The organism is Myxococcus eversor, from assembly GCF_010894455.1.
In the GTDB taxonomy this organism is placed as follows: Bacteria; Myxococcota; Myxococcia; order Myxococcales; family Myxococcaceae; genus Myxococcus; species Myxococcus eversor.
Genome location: NZ_JAAIXY010000007.1, coordinates 249013 through 267778 on the forward strand (window position 1 = coordinate 249013; position 18766 = coordinate 267778).

Below are 18766 nucleotides of genomic sequence, written 5' to 3' on the forward strand. Positions count from 1 at the left end.
CGGGCCCTACTAGAAGAGGACAACCATGGTGCCGAGCGGCATCCGGTCATACAGCGCCGTGATATCGCGGGGGTGGAACACGACACAGCCCCAGGACAGCCGGCCGCCGCTCGCCTCCAGGGACCATTCGCCCGCCCACCCGTGAAAGCCGATGCCGCTGCCCAGCCGCGTGGTGGCATCCGTCGCCTCGCGGGCCTCCCAGGAACGGGCGATGCGCTCGCGCGTCTTCTGTGTGAGCCAGCCCTGCTTCACCCCTCGGCTCGCGTCCCAGGGGTTGGGGTAGTTCACCCGCAGCCAGTGGCCGCCGTAGTACGCGGCGTAGGGCCCGGGAATCTCCCCGCGCACCGTCTGCACGATGAAGTACATGCCGACGGGCGTGCGGTTGTCGCCCCGCTGCTCCTTGGGCCCCGCCTCCTGGCCGAAGCCCACCTCCACCCGCGCCCGCTCCACGCCCCGCTCGTAGAGGCGGAGCTGGTTGAGCGCGTGGGAGATGAGCACCAGCACCGGCTCGCTCGCGGGCTGGGGCAGGCGGGCACGCTCGGCGGTGAAACGACGGGACTCCGCGACGGACAGCGCGCGGTCGGTGTGCAGCACGACTCCGAGTCGCTCGGACGTCCCCACCTGACCGAGCACCTGGCCCTTGGTGACGAGCGCACCGGGACGCAGCGCCACACCGCTCAGCCCGGAGTACTCGGAGCGGGCGCGCAGCAGCTCGTGGTTCTCGTGGTACAGGTGCTCCAGCGTGACGCTGTCACCTCTCGCGCCCACCGTCACCACGCGGCCCCGGGCCAGCGCGCGCACGTCACTTCCCGGCCTGGCCCGCGCGAAATCCGGCCACGGCGCGAAGCCCTCCGCCACCGAGTGCTCGGGACGCAGCCAGGCCTCGAAGACATCCGGCGTGGAGGCGGTGGCGACCTGGGCGGACAGCACCCAGGCGAGGCACAGCAGCGGCAACCTGGAGCGCGGCGCGGAGGAAGTCACTCGCGCTGGACACTCGACGCATGAGGACCGTTCCGTCAACTCCCGCGTTTCCACCCGACGCGCGTCCTCAGCGCCGGGCCTCCAGGGCACGCAGCGCGGCCTGGGCCTGGAGCAGCTCCGGACGCGCATTGGCGGCGGCGGCGTCCTGGGCGGCGAGTTGGAGCTGCCTCGCCGCCTCCTCTCGCTCGCCCAGTCGCAGGTGGGCTCGCCCCAGGGCACAGCGCAGCAGTGACTTCAGCTTCCGGTCCCCGAGCATCCCCGCGAGTTGGAGGCCCCGCACCGCGTCCTCCTTCGCCAGCTCGGGCGCATCCGCCTGGCTGTGCAGCAGCGCGAGCCCGTGGTGCGTGTACGCCATGCCGCCCCGGTCCCCCATGCGCGCCTTCAAGTCCAACGCGAGCTGGAAGTAGTGCACCGCCCGCTCCCTGTCTCCCGCGCGCGCGTAGGCATCCCCCAGGTTGAACAGGGCAGTGGAGTGCTCCCACGTGTCCCCCGCGCGCTCCGTCCAGCGCAGCACCGCCGCGTACTCCACCGTCGCCTGTCCCGGCCGCCCCTGCCCCATCAGCAACGTCCCCGTGGCCCGGTGCAGCGCGGCCTCCACGCTCGCCCGGCCCGGCCCCTCCTGGTACGGCGCCTGGAGCAGCCGCCCCCGCGCCACCACCAGCCGCGCCTCCGCCTCCTCGAAGCGCCCCAGCCAGCACAGCGCGAGCACGCACAGCGCATCCAGCGAAGCCCAGCAGAGCAGCGCCTCCCGCGACGCCTCGAAATCGCCCGCCGACTGACTCAGCGCCACCACCTCCTCGTAGCGCTCCAGCGACAGCACCACCGCGGCCAGCTTGCGCAGACACTGGAGCCGCTCGGGCGTCGCCACCACCGCGCGCGCGTCCTCGAGCGACAGCGCGATTCGCCAGGCGGACTCGGCCTCCGCTCGCTCCCCCGCCAGGCGATGCGCGTCGCCCATGCGCTCCCACAGCACGCGGGACCACTTTCGCGCGGCCTCCAGGGACAACGAGCCGGCCACCTCCAGCGCGACGCGATACACCGCGAGCGCCGCCGCGGGCTCCAGCGCCGCCAGGTTCCACCCGGCGACCTCCAGCAGGTGCGGCAACGCCCGCTGCGGCACCTTCGCCGCGCGCCAGTGACGCACCAGCTCCGCGCACGCGCGACGCCGGGCTTCCTCGGGCAGCGCCTCGTACGCCTCCGCCGCCCGCCGATGCAGCCCCAGCCCCTCCGCGTCCGAGGACACACCCTCACGCGGCACCGGAACACGAGCCCCCACCGCATACCGCCCGCCCGAGACGGCCTTCAGCCAGCCACCCGCCTCCAGCCCGGCGAGCGACGAGAGCCCGCCGACGAGCGCCCCCAGCACCGGCCGGGGGAAGCAGGGCCCCAGCACCGCGCTCACCACGTGCAGCGCCTCTCGCCGCGTGGGCGACAGGGCCTCGAAGCGCGCGGCCAGGACCGCTGGCCCAGACTCGGGCAGGGGAGCATCCGGATGCTCTTCGTGGAACGCCATCGCATGCAGCAGGTGCAGCGGGTGGCCCGCGCCCGCTCGCAGCAACGCCTCCCTGGGCCAGTCCGGACGCAGGCGCGTGGCGACCAGCGCGGCGGCATCCTCTGGATTGAGCAGCCCCACCTCCAGCACCTCCGCCGTCGACGGCGCGAGCGCCGGCCCCTCCGTGCGCTCCAGGACGAGCACGAGCACCGGCGTGTGCGCCAACCTCGAGACGAGGACCTCGACGAATGCCCGGCTGAGCGGGTCCGCGTCCCGCCAGTCCTCCAGGATGAGGATGCGCGGCCCCCGGTGCGGCAGCAGCGCGTGGCAGAGCGCGTCGAACAGCGCCAGGCTCTCGGCGGAGAGGCTCGCGGGGATGCCCTGCCACTCCCGCCCCTCCAGGAAGTGGGCGACGCGCTCCGCCTCCGCGCTCGACATCCGCCCCACGCCCGCCACGGGCCGCAGCCCCCGGGTGGCCTCCAGCAACTCCAGCAGCGGCCCCGCCGGAGTCCCGGGCAGCGCCAGGCCACTGCCCTCCCAGATTTCGAAGCGATTGGCGGCCAGCGACTCCACCAGCGCGTCCTTCAGCCGCGACTTGCCCATCCCCTCCGGGCCCACCAGCCACACGGCGCGCCCCAGCCCTCGCCGCGCCTCCTCCGCGCACCACTTCAGCCGCTCCAGCAGCGCCGTCCGCCCGACGAGCGGCGGCTGACACGACCCCACCTCCCACCGACGCACCCCTTCAGCCAGGGGCCTCCGGAGGGGCGTGCGCGGGCACGTGGACAAGCCAGGGGAGAGGCGCGTCCCACAGGCCAGGCACACGCCCGAAGACAAGGTCATGAGCACCTCCAGAGCCCGAACCTCTAACGCTCCCGCGCGGCCGAGCCTCTTGGGCCCAGGGGTGGTGTGTGTGTATTGAATTCGCCTGTGGCCCTGCCCTCCAGGCCACCCCATGCCTCCTCGGTCCCGCTCACGGTGCGCTCAAGCCCTCACCATCCGCCTCAATCCGCCACCAATGACAGACGTTTCCAATCCCACCGCCTGAACCCCCACCATGAGTATGTCCTGCCCCGTTTCCTGGAGGGCAGGCAGGCATGTCGAGAACTGTTGAATACGAAATAAATTTGGTCGATGGTTGTCTCCGTCGCAACGCGGCGAACCCCCCGCCGTGACCTTGGAGAAGCCCCCTAGCTGAAACCAGATACCGGCCCGTCGGGAGACGGCCGCCGGACACACTCCCCGTCTGTCTGTTTTTGAATCCCCAGAGGTCCCTACATGAAGAAGTCTCTTCTGCTGGCTGGTGCATTGCTCGGCCTGGGTGTCATGGCTTGTGGCCCCCAGGACGACGTCACGGAGCTGGGCGAGGCCCCCGCAGGGCTCGACGAGGCCACGGCCTTCGCCACATCAGTCTCCTCCGCCGCGCTGACGGCCTCGGGCTGCACCCAGCTCACTGCCGCGTCCGTCATCGCCAAGGGTCATGACGGCAACGTGCCGGCCAACACGATGGACGACAGCCTCGCCACTCGCTGGAGCTATCTCGGCAAGGGCGGCTGGATTGACTACGACCTGGGCGCCACCAAGTCCATCTCGGGCGTCACCATCGCATGGCACGAAGGCACCACGCGGGCGAACACCTTCACGGTGTCCGTCTCGCCGGATGGCTACACGTACACGCAGATCTACAGCGGCACGAGCAGGAAGTCGTCCTCCGCGGAGACGTACACCTTCGCGGCGACCTCCGCGCGCCGCGTGCGCATCACCTTCCAGGGCAACAGCGTCAACGACTGGGCCTCCATCGCCGAGGCGCGCGCCTGCTCCTCCACGGTGACGACGCCTCCTCCGACGACGCCTCCCCCCACGGGCAACAGCGTGGTGTGGGTGGGCGACTTCGAGACGAACAACATCAGCCAGTGGACGCGCGCGCAGATGGTGAGCGCGGACCGGCTGGCGATGGTGTCCTCGCCGAAGCGCCAGGGCAGCTACGCGCTCAAGGCCACCGTGAAGCGGGGCGATGACCCCATCAACTCCAGCGGCAACCGCAACGAGCTGGTGCGGATGACGCGCGAGCCGTCGGGCTCCGAGTACTACTACCGCTGGAGCACGATGTTCGACTCCACGTTCCCCAACGTGAACACGTGGCAGCTCTTCACCCAGTGGCACCAGGAGAGCGACACCGTGGGCGGCTCGCCGCCGGTGGAGTTCTATGTCTACGGCAACGAGGTCCGCCTCAACATCGGCGGCAACCCGGGCACCATCGTCTGGCGCGCCCCGCTGACGCGCGGCAAGTGGATGGACTTCATCTTCCACGTGCGCTGGTCCGCGAACTCGAAGGTGGGCTTCGTGGAGCTGTACCTCGACGGCAAGCTGGTGATGCCCAAGCGCTACATCGCCACCCAGTACTCCGGCCAGGTCAACTACCTGAAGATTGGCCTGTACCGGAACGACACGATTACGCAGACGGGCATCGTCTACCACGACGGCTGGGTGATGGCCCGGAAGCTCGAGGACGTGCTGAGCCCCACGGCGGTCATCAAGGCCCCGTAGCACGTCACGGTTGTATGGCACCCCACACCGTGCCCTCCACCGGGCCGAGGTCGCGTCCCCACGCGGCCTCGGCCCGGAGTAGTTTCCGGACATGCCCAACAGCCTGCGGGTCGTCCAGGTCCACATCCACGTCAAGCCGGAGCACGTGGACGCCTTTCGCGAAGCCACCGTGGTCAACGCGCGGGCGAGCGCGAAGGAGCCCGGCATCGCCCGCTTCGACTTCCTCCAGGACTCCGAGGACCCGACGCGCTTCGTGCTCGTGGAGGTCTACCGGACGGCCCAGGCGCCCGCGGAGCACAAGGAGACGGCCCACTACCTCACCTGGCGCGACACCGTGGCGCCGATGATGGCGGAGCCGCGCACCAGCCGGAAGTACGTCAACCTGTTCCCCGAAGACGCCGGGTGGTGACGTGAGTCCCGCCGCCTTCGAGTTCGCCACCGCGACGCGCATCGTCTTCGGCCCGGGCCGCCTCGCCGAAGCCCCGGAGCTGGTGCGCGCGCTCGGCGGTCAGCGCGTGCTGCTCGTCACCGGGAAGACGCCCGCGCGCGCCAGTGCCCTGCGCGAGTCACTGGAGGCGCTCGGCCTCGCCGTGACGGGGTTCCGCGTGGAGGGAGAGCCCACGGTGGACCTGGTGCGCCAGGGCCTGGACCTGCTCGCCCAGGCGCGCTGCGACGTGGTGGTGGCGATGGGCGGCGGGAGCGCGCTCGACACGGGCAAGGCGCTCGCGGCGCTGGCGACGCAGGGAGGAGACCCGCTCGACTACCTGGAGGTCATCGGCCGCGGCCAGCCGCTCACCCGCGCGTCACTGCCCTTCGTGGCCATTCCCACCACCGCGGGCACCGGCTCGGAGGTGACGCGCAACGCGGTGCTGGGCTCGAAGGAGGCCCAGGTGAAGGCCAGCCTGCGCGGGCCGAAGCTGCTGCCGGCCGTGGCGCTCGTGGACCCGGACCTGCTCATCGGCGCGCCCGCCTCCGTGCTCGCCGCGAGCGGCATGGATGCGCTGTCGCAGCTCATCGAGCCCTTCCTCTCCGCGCGCGCCAATCCCCTCACCGACGCCCTGGCGCGAGAGGGCCTGCGCCGCTCCGCGCGCTCGCTGCGTCGGGCCGTCCTGGAGGGGCCGGACGCGGAAGGTCGCGAGGACCTGGCCCTGGCCAGTCTCTTCGGTGGCCTGTGTCTGGCGAACTCCGGGCTCGGCGCGGTGCACGGCTTCGCCGCGCCGGTGGGCGGCATGTTCGACGCGCCCCATGGCGCCGTGTGCGCGGCCCTGCTGTCCGCCGTGCTCGACGTCAACCTGAGGGCCCTGCGTGCCCGCGCGCCGGAGCACCCGTCCCTGCCCCGCTTCCGGGAGCTGGCCGTCCTGCTCACCGGCCGCGCCGAGGCCCGCGAGGAAGATGCCCTGTCGTGGGTGGAGGCCTTGCGCGCGGACCTGCGCATTCCCGGCCTCGCCACCTACGGACTCACGCCCGCGCGGCTCCCCGAGCTGGTGACCAAGGCCCGCGCCGCGAGCAGCATGAAGGCCAATCCGTTGACGCTCACCGACGCCGAACTGGCGGAGATCGCCACCCGATCGTTATAGCCAGCCGCGCCGCATAACGAGCCACACTGCCCCGCTGTCGAGGAGTGCCCATGGAAGACATCGAGCTGCCGACCCGAGAGGGAACGATGGACGCGAAGCTGTTCCAGCCGGAGGGACGCGGCCCGTGGCCCGCGGTCATCCTGCTGACGGACGCGATGGGCATCCGGCCCGCCTTCGAACACATGGCCCAGCGGCTCGCGGACGGCGGCTATGTCGTCCTGCTGCCCAACGTCTTCTATCGCGAGGGCCGCGCCGGAAACCTGGCGCTGCAGGGCTCGTTCGCGGACGAGGCCTTCCGCAAGCACATCTTCGCGCTCATCGCGACGCTGACACCGGCGCGGGTGCGCGACGACGGCGCCGCCGAGCTCGACTTCCTCTCACGGTTGCCCCAGGTGAAGGGCCCCAAGGTCGGCGTGGCCGGCTACTGCATGAGTGGCTCCATGGCCGTGCGCCTGGCCGCGGACTTCCCGGACACCATCGCCGCGGCGGTGTCCAACCATGGAGGCAAGCTGGCGACGGACTCCCCGGACAGCGCCCACCTGCGCGTCGGCGACGTTCGCGGAGAGCTGGTGTTCGGCCACGCGGACCAGGACGGCTCCATGCCGGCCGACGCCATCCTCCGCCTGGAGACGGCGCTGAAGGCCGCCGGTGTCCGGCACCAGTCCCACCTCCATGTCGGCGCGCGCCATGGCTACGCGGTGGACGGCTCCGGCGCCTATGACAAGGACGCGTCCGAGCAGCACTGGCGAGAGCTGTTCGACGTGTTCGGCCGCGCCCTCACGGCGTGAGCGGGTGAGGCAGCCCCCCTTGCCAGCGGAAGCGGCTGGCGTTATTCGTGGGGGCATGGTGCTCGTCGTCAGTGCTCGTCGATTTAGCCGCCCCCCGGCCCCCTCTGGGTGTCGGGAGGCCGTGCCGCACTGAGCGCACGAACCTCTCGTTGGTGAAACGCCGTCAGGCGCGACGCCCACCCGGAGCCGCCGGGGGGGCATCCGAGGCCGGCGGCGCCTGGCGGACTTCTCGCTCGGCGTGCCGGAGACCACCGCGTTTCCACCGCTTCCGAGAGGTTTCCATGTCGTCCCCTTCCATCTCCATCCTCAGCGCCGAGGAGCTTCGGCGCGCGCTGTCCGTTCGTGATTTGACCGACCCCGCTTCCGGCCCCCATGCCCTGCAGCAGTTGGTGGCCTCCGCGCTGGCCGCCCTGCGCTCCGCGTGGGGCTGCGACGTCCTCCTCCACCGACGGAGTCCCGTCGTCTCCATCGCCGACAACTACGACCGGCTCCACTACCCGCCGGGCGGCGTGGCCCGCGACGCGCGCTACACCCGGTACGTCTGCGACACGGCGCTGTTGCGCTCGCAGACCTCCGCCATGATTCCGGCGGTGCTGCGCGAGCTGGCCGCGGCTCCACCGGACGACGTGCTGCTGGCGTGTCCGGGCCTCGTCTACCGCCGCGACTGCATCGACCGGCTGCACACCGGCGAGCCGCACCAGATGGACCTCTGGCGCGTGCGACGAGGGCCGCCCCTCACGCCCAAAGACTTGCGACAGATGATTGCCACCGTGGTGGGCGCACTGCTGCCCGGGCGAGAAACACGCCTCACCGACGCCGTGCACCCATACACGACGGACGGGCTCCAGGTGGACGTGCGCGAGGGCGACGAGTGGGTGGAGATTGGCGAGTGTGGCCTCGCCCTGCCCGCGCTCCTCTCGGAGAGCGGACTGGAGGCAGGGCCCGTCACCGGGCTCGCCATGGGCCTGGGGATGGACCGCATCCTGATGTTGCGCAAGGGCCTGGACGACATCCGCCTGTTGCGCTCCACGAACCCGCGAATCGCCACCCAGTTGTTGGATTTGGAGCCCTACCGCCCGGTGTCGTCGATGCCAGCGGTGCGCCGGGACATGTCGCTCGTCATCGACGAGGGCCGGACGTCCGAGGAGCTGGGGGACAGGGTGCGCGCCGCGCTCGGTGAGCGGGCGGAGCTGGTGGAGAGCGTGGAAGTCGTCACGGAGACGCCCTACGCCGCGCTGCCTCCCAGTGCCGTGAAGCGACTGGCGCTTCGGGCCGACCAGAAGAACGTGCTGCTCCGGGTGGTGCTGCGCGCGCTGGAGCGCACGCTGACGCATGACGAGTGCAACGTCCTGCGCGACGACATCTACGCGGCGCTGCACCAGGGCACCACGTGGGAGTGGGCCGCGCGACCTCACTGAAGGCCGCGCGGCGCCAGGGCCTGACGCTCAGACCTTGTAGAGCAGGTCCATGTACTTCTTGAGCAAGTCGCTCACCATGCCCCGGAAGGGGACGGCGGCCGCCATGCCGTAGACGGGCGCCATCGTCCCCTTCTCGCCGGGGTGGGCCTTCACGTGCTCCACCGCCTCGCGCAGGTCCGTGAGGAAGCGCTCCGCCACGCCCGGCTGCGCGTGCCGCAGCGTGACGCACAGGTGCACCGCCGCGGGCTTGTGCAGGCCATTGAGGCTCCACCCGCGCTCGCCCATCCGCTCCATCACCTTGAAGATGTCCAGCGTCTCGGAGCCGAAGGCGATGACGAACAGCGGGTCTCCCAGCACGTGCAGCTCGGGAACGGCGCGGATGCCCTGCTTGAGCACATCCGCCGTGTCCAGGATGCGGCGCGTGGCCTCCAGGTAGCCCTGCTCCCCCATGCTCACCAATGACGCCCACGCGACGGCGATGAGGGCGCCGGGGCGACTGCCGGAGAAGGTGGGCGAGAAGTAGATACCGCCGGGCCACTCGGTGGCGGTGAAGTACTGGTGCGAGCGCAGCGCCGTGCCCCGGTAGAGCACCACCGACGAGCCCTTCGCCGCGTACCCGAACTTGTGCGTATCCACGGACATGGACGTCACGCCCGGCAGCCGGAAGTCGAAGGGCGGCACCTGACGCCCCAGCGTGCGCGCGAAGGGCAACACGAAGCCGCCCAGGCACGCGTCCGTGTGGAAGCCCAGGCGCTTCTTGCGCGCCAGCTCCGACAAGTCGGCGATGGGGTCGATGACGCCATGGGGAAAGCCCGGCGCGGAGCCGATGAGGAGGATGGTGTTGCGATTGATGGCCTTGCGCGTCGCCGCCACGTCCGCGCGGAAGTCCGGCCCCACCGGCACGCGCACCATCTTCACGCCGAAGTAGTGCGCCGCCTTGTCGAAGGCCGGGTGCGCGCTGGAGGGCGCCACCATCTCCGGCTTCGAGATTCCCTTCGTCTCCCGGGCCCAATCCCGGTACGTCTTCACCGCGAGCATGATGCTCTCGGTGCCACCCGACGACATGGAGCCGCAGACGTGCTCGGCGGGCACCTTCCCCGCGTTGGCGGCATCCGCGCCCAGCATGCTCGCCGCCATGGCGACGACTTCCGCCTCGAACTTGGTGGCGCTGGGCCACAGGTCCGCGTGCAGCGGGTTGCTCTGCGAGTGCAGCCCGTAGACGCGGTTGAGGAAGTCGATGTGCTCCTGGTCCCCGTTGTAGACGGCGCCGGACACCTTGCCGTCCCGCCAGCGCTCCTCCTCCTGCGCCTCCAGCGCCTGCAGCTCGCGCAGCACCTCCTCGCGCGAGCGGCCCGTCACCGGCAGCCGCTCGAAGGCGGGCATCTTCCCCCGGTAGGGCTTGAGGCTCCCCTCCAGCTCGGACAACAGCGTGTCCGTCTCCTTCGACAGCAGGTCACGTACCACCGGCACGGCCTTGAGGTAGCGCTCCGCCGCCGACAGCAACCGGGGAGGGACATGGTTCAGCAGCTTGAGCGACTTCGGGTCTGGCAATGCCATGCGGACTCCTGGGCTTCAGGCGCTCCGGGCGCGGTTGAGGCGCGCGAAGATGGCCTTGTTGCTCTTGTAGAGATTGACGAACTCGCGGAACAACTCGTCGTACATCGCCCGGTTCGCCGGGTCGGGCTCGAAGGTGCGAGCGATGGGGACGAGCGATGGAATCTCCTCCACCTTCAGCTCGCCCAGCGCCACCGCCGCCTGGAACGCGGCCCCGCGCGCGTTGGCGAGCACCGGCTCGTCCACCTGCTGAATCACCCGCCCCAGCACGTCCGCGTGAATCTGGCACCAGAGCGCGGACCGGGCCCCGCCTCCGATGATGCGCAGCGAGTCCAGCCTGCGTCCGACGAACTGCTCCACATAGGTGAACAGCCAGCGCGAGTTGTAGGCCACGCCCTCCATCACCGCGCGCACCAGGTGCGCTCGCGTCGTCTTGAGCGACTGGTTGAAGAAGCCCCCGCGCAGTGACTTGTCGTCCACGGGGCTTCGCTCCCCGTTGAGCCAGGGCATGAAGATGAGCTTGTCACTGCCCGCGGGCACCTTCCCCGCCTCGCGCTCCATCAGCCGGTACACCTCCGCGGAGTCCTCCTCCACCTCCCCGGGCTTGCCGCCCTGGCCATACAGGATGTTGTCCTTGAGGAAGGTGAGGCAGATGCCCGCGGACTCCTGCTCGTTGGCCAGCAGGTAGCGCCCTGGCAGCGCGGACGGGACGGACGCCATCTGGTGGAACAGGTCCGACTTCTTGTAGGGCACGTGGCAGCACAGCCAGGAGGACGTGCCCACGCACAGGTGCGCCGCATGGTCCTCCACCGCGCCGGAGCCCACCGCCGCCGCGAGGATGTCCGGCGCCCCCGACACCACGCGCACGTCCTGGCTCAATCCCAGCTCGCTCGCGGCCTGGGCGCTCAGCGGCCCCAGCACGCTCGCCGCGGGCACCAGGTCCGGCAGCTTTTCTCGATGAAGCCCCGCCATCTTCAAGAGCCGCGCGTCGTAGTCGATGCGGTGGAGCGCGCGGTTGTCGGTCACCCAGTGCAGGGTGATGGAGTCGTACGACGCCGCGAAGCGTCCGCTCAGCCGCAGGTTGAGCCAGTCCTTCGGCTCCAGGAACTTGTAGGTGTCGCGGTAGACGTCGGGGTGCTCGGCCTGGAGGTAGAGGATGTGGCCCACCGGGTCCTTGCCGGAGAGGCTGGGCACTCCGCCCGTCAGGCGAATCCAGGTCAGCAGGCGCGCGGCGCCGTAGCCCTCGATGGAAAGCAGTCCACCGGCCGCGCGCTGGACGTGGGGCGCGCCCCGCGAGTCCATCCAGATGAGCGCCGGACGCAGGGGCTTGCCCTTCGCGTCCACCGCCACGGTGCCGGACCACTGCGCGCCGCAGTTGACGGCGACGATGTCGCGCGCGGCCACCTTCCCCGACTCCAGCAGACGGCGCGTGCCCCGGACGACGGCGCTCCACCAGGCCTCGGGCTCCTGCTCCGCGCCTCCGTCGGGCAGGAGGTCGAGCGCCAGGGGCTCCACCTCTCCGCCGAGAATCCTGCCTCGCAGGGTGACGACGGCCAGCTTCACGGCCGAGGTGCCCAGGTCGATGGCCAGGATGGACTTCTCACCTGCTTGGGACACACGGCCCTCCGAGCCGGGATGAGGGGATGCCGTCGACGTCACGGCGCCCGGACTCTAGGAAGCGCGTCGCGCCTCCCGCCATCCACAACGCATGGCAAGGGCGCTTTTCTGAACGCCTGGGCCCCACGCGCGCCCATGGTGTTAGCCTGCGCCGATTCCTGGGGGTGGCATGCGCCGGTTCTTCGTCAGCGCGAGGGCACTGTGGCAGCGGCACCCGGTGGCGCTGGGCATCGCGGTGACGTTCACGCTCAGCCTGCTGCTGCGGTGGCTGTATCTCCAGTCGGCGCCGGACCGCGCGTGGCCCTTCTCCATCTTCTTCTACGGCGACGCGCGCTTCTTCCACGCGTACGCGCTGGAGCATGTGAGAGGCACCGAGGGCCCCGCCACCCTGCCCTACCACCCGCCCCTGTTCCCCTGGCTCCTGGGCGTGCTGTACCGCGTGCTGGGTGAACCCCAGGGCAACGCCTATCCGTACAAGCTGTGCCTCGCCGCGCTGAGCGCCGCCACGGTGGCGCTGTCCTGGGCCTGGTGGCGCACGCTGCTGGGCACCGCGTGGAGCTTCGTCGGCGCGGCCCTCTTCGCCTCCAGCTTCGGCTGGCTGGTGCTCTCCACCACGTACAGCAACGAGGTCCTCTACGCCCTCTTCCTGTCCGCCACCCTCGCGCTCGTCCTGCGCCACAAGGCGGGCCCGAGCTGGGGCGGCGCCGCGCTCCTGGGCCTCGTCATGGGCCTGGGCTCGCTCACCCGCGCCGAGCACCTGTACCTGTGGCCCTTCCTGCTCGCGTGGGCCTGGCTGTACCGGGGCTCGACGCCGCTGCCAAGGCTCGCCACGCGCTGGGGCGCCGCGGCGCTCGTCTGCGCCCTGGTGCTCGCGCCCTGGGCCGTGCGCAACGCGCGGGTGCTCGGCGAGCTGAACGCGAGCACGCCGACGCTGGAGCCGCTGCCGGTGCTCGCGCCCGTCACCGCCTACGGCCCCATCAACTTCGCCATGGCGAACCACGCCCGCGCCACCGGTGGCTTCACGCCGGACTCCGTCAACCAGTTGGGCCAGGAGGGCCACCTGGACGTGGCCAACCCCGCCCAGCGCGAGCTCCTGCTGCACGGCTACGCGGTGGGCCTCGAGTGGATGCGCGAGCACCCCGCGGACGCCGCGCGCCTCTGGAGCACCAAACTCTCGCGCTGGCTGGACGGACTGAGCCTGGGCTTGGGCGCCTCCAACCTCCCCTCGGGCCTGAGCGGCGCGCGCGCCCCGATGGACCTCTTCGTCCCCGAGGGCACGGGGCTGAAGTGGCCGCTCTTCGCGCTGCTCGTCGCGGGCGCGGCGCTGTCCCTCACCCGGCCCTGGCGCGAGTTCAGCCTGCTCACCCTCGTCGTCCTCCACCGCGCGCTCATCACCGTCGCCTTCTTCGGCTACACGCGCGGCCTGCTCACCATCTTCCCCGCGCTCGTTCCGCTGCTGCTCTTGCCGCTCGTCGTCCTCACCGCGCGCCGCCCCGCATGGGCCACGCGCGTGCCCGCGCTCGCGGCGGTGCTGCTCCTGCTCTTGTGGGTGGAGGCCGGAGCGCTGGCGCTCGGCGCGCCTCGCGGCTTCATGGCCAGCGGAAGCACCGACAGCGCCAGCGGCAAGCTCATCCAGGATGACTGGGTGCGCATCTGGCCGCGCTGACCCGCGACAACCTGTCAATAATATTCTGATGAGAGTGGCACACTTCCATGCTCCGCGCCATAGCGGTATTCACTTATAGTGCGCCAACGTGTTGGCCAGTCAACACTTCGGGCCCATGAAATTCCTAGGGATCCAGTTTCAATGGGATGGCTGGGAATAAGGCATATTCATTTTTTAGTGAGGCATCAGTAAGGCGTCTGCGGGCTCCGTCTGTCTGGGAGCCACCTCGGGTCCGACCCTCGGGACCCCCATAGAGGAGAACTGCATGCGCCACTCCAAGGTGTCAGCAGCATGTCTTGCCTTGCTCGTGTCAGCGACGAGCTGGGCGGTGCAACCCCCCGACAAGGGGCAGAGCGCCATCGCCAGCAAGGCGTTCTACAAGCCTGAGTTCTACCTGCCCATCCAGAACACCCCGCTGGAGCAGGCCGCGCGGACCATGGCCAAGGAGACGTCCGCGGGCTGGGACGACTTCTTCGCCCGCAACGGGAAGGACTTCCGCGTCCACATCGACCCCCGCACCGGCACCCCGTCTGGCATCGAGGGCTCTGTTCCCCTCATCCCCGGCAAGGGCTTCCGCAACAACGTGACGCTGGACGGCGTGCGTGAGTCCATCGGCCGCTCCGTGGCGGACGTGGACGAGTCCGTCATCGGCGACCTGGTCTTCAAGTTCATCGCCGACAACCAGTCCGCGTTCAACATCGACCTGATGCAGCTGGGCGCGCCCCGCGTCTCGCGCGTCAACGAGAACCTGTGGCAGGTCCACATCCAGCAGGTGGTCAACGGCCTGACGGTGCGCCACGCGCGCATCGCCGCCACCATCAGCCACGGCAACCTCATCCTCATCGGCACCGAGGCGTGGGCCAACGTCGGCATCGACACGCGCCCGGCGCTCGCGCCGAACGACGCGCTCATCTCGGGCAACGGCTTCGTCGGCCTCAATGCCAGCCAGCAGGAGCTCTGGCAGCAGCCCACGCTGGAGATCGCCCCCATGGCGCCCCAGGGTGAGTCGTTCGCCGGCGCCACGGGCACCGGCTACGAGCATCGCCTGGTCTACGCCTACGGCTTCCAGGACCCCGCGGCCCACCAGCGCTGGAAGGTGACGGTGGATGCGGCCTCCGGCGAGACGCTCGCCATCGAGGACGACAACCACTACTTCGACGCGCAGATCCAGGGCGGCATCTACCCGTCCACCAACATCGGCACCTGCGTGGACAACACGGTGTGCGGCACGATGAAGCCCAACTCGCCCATGCCCTGGGCGAACACGGGCCTCACCTCGCCCAACAACTTCACGGACGGCGCGGGCATCTTCGCCTACAGCTCCGGCACCACGGCCACCACGCTGTCCGGCCGCTATGTCCGCGTGTCGGATACCTGCGGCGCGATCAACGTCAGCTCCACCACGGGCAACATCGCCCTGGGCGGCGTGAACAACGACCACGATTGCCTCGCGGCCGGGGGCAACACCCCCGCGTCGCGCTCCAGCTTCTACGAGCTGAACAAGCTGGCCGAGCAGGCCCGCGGCTACCTGCCGGCCAACACCTGGCTGTCCAGCCAGCTCCCGGCGAACGTCAACATCAACAGCACCTGCAACGCCTTCTGGAACGGCTCTTCCGTCAACTTCTACCGCAGCGGCGGTGGCTGCCGGAACACCGGTGAGATTGGCGCCGTGTTCGACCACGAGTGGGGCCATGGCCTGGATAACTTCGACGCGAACGGCGTGCTGTCGAACTCCAGCGAGGGCTACGCGGACATCGCGGCCATCTACCGCCTGCAGACCTCGTGCGTGGGCTACGGCTTCTTCCAGACCGGCAGCCGTGGCTGCGGTGTGACGCCGGACGGCACCGGACAGAACCAGAACGAGTCGCAGGTGGGCACCGCGTGGTGCAACACCAAGTGCTCCGGCGTGCGTGACGCGGACTGGAAGGCCGCCACGTACGGCGGCGTCGCCGCTCCTCCCGCCACCCCGCAGAACTTCGTGTGCCCCAACTGCAGCTCCGGCACCGGCCCGTGCAGCCGTCAGGTCCACTGCGCCGCCTCGCCCGCGCGTCAGGCCGCCTGGGACCTGGTCAAGATCGACCTGGCCGGCGCGCCGTTCAACTACGACGACAACAACGCGTTCATCGTCGGCAACAAGCTGTTCTACCAGGGCAGCGGCAACGTGGGCGCGTGGCACTCCTGCAACTGCACCGGCGGCACGTCCGACGGCTGCGGCTCCACCAACGGCTACATGCAGTGGCTGGCGGCGGATGACGACAACGGCAACCTGAACGACGGCACGCCGCACATGACGGCCATCCACGCCGCGTTCGCCCGCCACAACATCGCCTGTAACACCATCGCCCCGGTGAACTCCGGCTGTTCGGGCGCCCCCACGGCGAAGCCCACGCACACCGCCACCCCGGGTGACGGTCAGATTGCCCTGAACTGGACGGCCTCTTCTGGCGCCAGCCAGTACTGGGTGATGAAGACCGAGGGCATGGGCTGTGACTTCGGCAAGGCGAAGGTCGCCACCGTGTCCGGCACCACGTACACGGATACCGAGGTCGCCAACGGCCGCGAGTACTGCTACTCCATCGTCCCCGCGTCCACGAACGCGTGCTACGGCCCGGCGAGCACCTGCTCGTGCGCCACGCCGGCCTGCACCGCGCCGGGTCTCGCCACCCTGTCCAGCCCCAGCAACGGTGCCACCGGCGCGGAGCTGGCCGCGGTGCTCGACTGGTCGGACGTGTCCGGTGCCTCCACCTACGAGGTCCAGGTCTCCACCAGCCCGACGTTCGCGACGGTGACGGCCTCGGCCAACTCGCTGGTCTCCAGCACCTGGACGGTGTCCCCGGCGCTGAACGTCAACACCACCTACTACTGGCGGGTGAGGGCGAACAACTCGTGCGGTGGCGTGGGCGAGTGGTCCAACGCGTTCAGCTACACCACGCGCGGCTGCACGACGCTGTCGGCGCCCACGCTGTCCACTCCGGCGGACGGGGCCACGGGCGTCGCCACGTCGGCGGCGCTGGACTGGTCGGATGTCGCGAGCGCGGCGAGCTACGTGGTCGAGGTGGCCACGGACTCCGCGTTCACCAACATCGTCCGCACCGGCACCGGTCTGACGGCCAGCAACTGGACCGTGACTCCGGCCCTGTCGAGCGCCACGTCGTACTTCTGGCGGGCCCGCGCGGCGGACGTCTGCGGCGTCAGCCCCAACAGCACCGCTCGCACCTTCACCACCAGCACGGTCTGCACGCCCGCGCTGGCCACGTTCAACACCACGCTCCAGGCGCCGACGTGCGGCAACGTCTGCGGCTGCGACACCGGCACCACGCTGGTCAACGGCCGCGGCACGCTCTCCACGGGCACCGAGCCGAACCAGCCGAACACCATCAACGACTCGTGCGCGGATGGCACGACCGGCACCTACCACGTCGACGAGAGCATCGACCGGGTGGTCATCAAGACGACGGACCAGGGCGCCTTCGCCGTCGGCAAGCAGGTGACGGTGGAAGTCACCGTGTGGTGCTGGGGGACGACGGACTTCTTCGACCTCTACTACACGACGAACGCGTCCGCTCCGGCCTGGACGGCGCTGACCACCAACATCGCCTGCACCGGGACGGGCGCGCGGACCTTCACGCACACGTTCAACCTGGGCGCCACGGCGGGCACGCACGCCATCCGTCCGCAGTTCCGCTTCAGCGGGACGGCGAGCTCGTGCACCTCCGGTGGCTACAACGACCGTGACGACATGGTCTTCTCGGTCGGCACGTCCGTGGCCGCCGTGGACACCGGCAAGTCGGCCACCTCGCAGGGCCGCGCGGCCCCCGCGGGTCGCTGATAGCCCGGCGCCACTCCTCCGGCGCGGCCCAGGCCGGAGGGGCGGCACTGACCAGGGATTGAGCTGAATCCGAAGGGCTTCCGGCCATCCGCCGGGAGCCCTTCTTCACGTCGGGGCCCACCACTCAGTGGCGGTCGTCGGCGGCGCCAGGCCCCTCCCGCGCGGGTGCGTCGTCCATGGGGCCGGCGAACAACAGTCCCTCCTCCACCGCGCCCCTCCCCGCCTGACGCCGGGCGTGCTCTCGCCGGTGGGCGCGCCTCCAGCGCAGTTGCCGCGCGCGGAGCACTTCCTGGATGAGCACCTGCACGGCGGCGGCAAGAGGGACGGCGATGACCGCGCCCAGCAGGCCCGCCAGCGCGCCGCCACACAGCACGACGATGGAGATGAGCAGCGGGTTCATCCGGATGGCGCGGCGTTGGACAATGGGGCCCAGCACGTTGGATTCAATCTGCTGGTAGACCATGAAGACGACCAGCGCGATGACGGCCGGGCGCAGCCCCACCGTGGCCAGCGTCGTGAGGCTCACCAACACGCCGCTGATGACGCTGCCGATGTAGGGGATGACGCCCAGCACCATCACCGCGAGCCCCAGCGCCAGGAAGAAGGGTACGCCCTGGATGAGCGCGACGGTGGCGGCCACGGTGCCGCCGATGGTCATCACCAGCAGCGTGCCCGCGACGTAGTTGGTCACCGCGGCGCGCATGCGCCCCACCAGCTCACGCACGTGGTGCCGACGGCGCGGCACCACCCACTGGAGGATGCTCTCGTAGAGTTCCTTGCCGAACAGCAGGCTGAAGACGGAGAGGGCCACCACGGTGATGCCCGCCGCCAGCAGGCCCAGGGTGGAGGAGAGGACTCCGACGGCGCGACCCGCCAGGTCCACCGGCTCGAAGCGCAAGAGCTCCTCGGGCTTGAGCTCGAAGCCGTAGCGCACGCCCAGCTCCTGGACCCAGTGGGATTGAGAGAGCCGCTCCAACAGCCCCGGCATCGCTTGAACCAGCCCCTCTATCTGCTGGACGAGCGCGGGCACCAGCGTGCCCACCAACACGCCCACCAACCCCAGGAGCAGCAGCGCCACCACGGCCACCCCCAGCCCGCGCTTGAGGCCCCACTTCTCCAGCCTGCGCACCAGCGGATCCAAGGCGAGGGACAGGAGCATCACCACGGCCAGGAGCGTGAGCAGCGGATACAGCCGCCGGAGCACCAACCAGCAGATCGCGAGCAGCAACACCTGCAGCCCCACGGCCCAGACCGTGCGGGCGGGCACGTAGACCGGGAGCTGGCGACTGGAGTCCTTCAT

12 protein-coding genes are annotated in these 18766 nt (G+C 70.4%); 7 read left to right on the top strand and 5 right to left on the bottom strand.

The genetic code is table 11. The annotated features are described in order from the left end of the window. Positions 1-9: 9 nt before the first annotated feature. Positions 10-981: a L,D-transpeptidase family protein gene (locus tag G4D83_RS16440; RefSeq protein ID WP_163865699.1), complete on the bottom strand. Its 972-nt coding sequence runs from the start codon at positions 979-981 to the stop codon at positions 10-12. 67 nt (positions 982-1048) lie between these two features. Beyond that, positions 1049-3313 (bottom strand): AAA family ATPase, encoded by a 2265-nt coding sequence (locus tag G4D83_RS16445; RefSeq protein ID WP_163865700.1) that lies wholly within the window; start codon positions 3311-3313, stop codon positions 1049-1051. A 435-nt stretch (positions 3314-3748) separates the two neighbouring features. Here G4D83_RS16445 and G4D83_RS16450 point away from each other — a divergent pair, with 435 nt between their 5' ends. The 5 genes from G4D83_RS16450 (at position 3749) to srmL (ending at position 8800) form a co-directional block, all read left to right on the top strand. Then, on the top strand, positions 3749-5017 hold the full coding sequence (locus G4D83_RS16450) for a heparin lyase I family protein (RefSeq protein WP_163865701.1): 1269 nt from the start codon (positions 3749-3751) through the stop codon (positions 5015-5017). A gap of 91 nt (positions 5018-5108) precedes the next feature. Next, a complete protein-coding gene (locus G4D83_RS16455) occupies positions 5109-5426 on the top strand; it encodes an antibiotic biosynthesis monooxygenase (protein WP_163865702.1) in 318 nt (105 codons plus the stop codon). Position 5427: 1 nt separating this feature from the next. Continuing rightward, the gene (locus G4D83_RS16460; protein WP_163865703.1) at positions 5428-6594 is read left to right on the top strand and encodes an iron-containing alcohol dehydrogenase; all 1167 of its coding nucleotides are present in this window, start codon (positions 5428-5430) and stop codon (positions 6592-6594) included. A 50-nt stretch (positions 6595-6644) separates the two neighbouring features. Then, the gene (locus G4D83_RS16465) at positions 6645-7382 is read left to right on the top strand and encodes a dienelactone hydrolase family protein (protein WP_163865704.1); all 738 of its coding nucleotides are present in this window, start codon (positions 6645-6647) and stop codon (positions 7380-7382) included. 281 nt (positions 7383-7663) lie between these two features. Next, positions 7664-8800, top strand: coding sequence for a PheS-related mystery ligase SrmL (gene srmL, locus G4D83_RS16470; RefSeq protein WP_163865705.1), 1137 nt, complete (start codon positions 7664-7666; stop codon positions 8798-8800). A 27-nt stretch (positions 8801-8827) separates the two neighbouring features. Here the strand turns inward: srmL and G4D83_RS16475 are convergent, their stop codons facing one another. Together G4D83_RS16475 and G4D83_RS16480 are read right to left on the bottom strand one after the other, a co-directional pair. Further along, positions 8828-10357 (bottom strand): pyridoxal phosphate-dependent decarboxylase family protein, encoded by a 1530-nt coding sequence (locus G4D83_RS16475; RefSeq protein ID WP_163865706.1) that lies wholly within the window; start codon positions 10355-10357, stop codon positions 8828-8830. A 15-nt stretch (positions 10358-10372) separates the two neighbouring features. Continuing rightward, entirely contained in the window at positions 10373-11971 is a 1599-nt protein-coding gene (locus G4D83_RS16480) for a xylulokinase (protein WP_163865707.1), read from the bottom strand. A 169-nt stretch (positions 11972-12140) separates the two neighbouring features. Here G4D83_RS16480 and G4D83_RS16485 point away from each other — a divergent pair, with 169 nt between their 5' ends. After that, entirely contained in the window at positions 12141-13637 is a 1497-nt protein-coding gene (locus G4D83_RS16485; RefSeq protein WP_163865708.1) for an ArnT family glycosyltransferase, read from the top strand. A 265-nt stretch (positions 13638-13902) separates the two neighbouring features. Beyond that, positions 13903-17466: an endopeptidase gene (locus G4D83_RS16490; RefSeq protein WP_163865709.1), complete on the top strand. Its 3564-nt coding sequence runs from the start codon at positions 13903-13905 to the stop codon at positions 17464-17466. A 124-nt stretch (positions 17467-17590) separates the two neighbouring features. Here the strand turns inward: G4D83_RS16490 and G4D83_RS16495 are convergent, their stop codons facing one another. After that, a complete protein-coding gene (locus tag G4D83_RS16495) occupies positions 17591-18766 on the bottom strand; it encodes an AI-2E family transporter (RefSeq protein ID WP_163865876.1) in 1176 nt (391 codons plus the stop codon).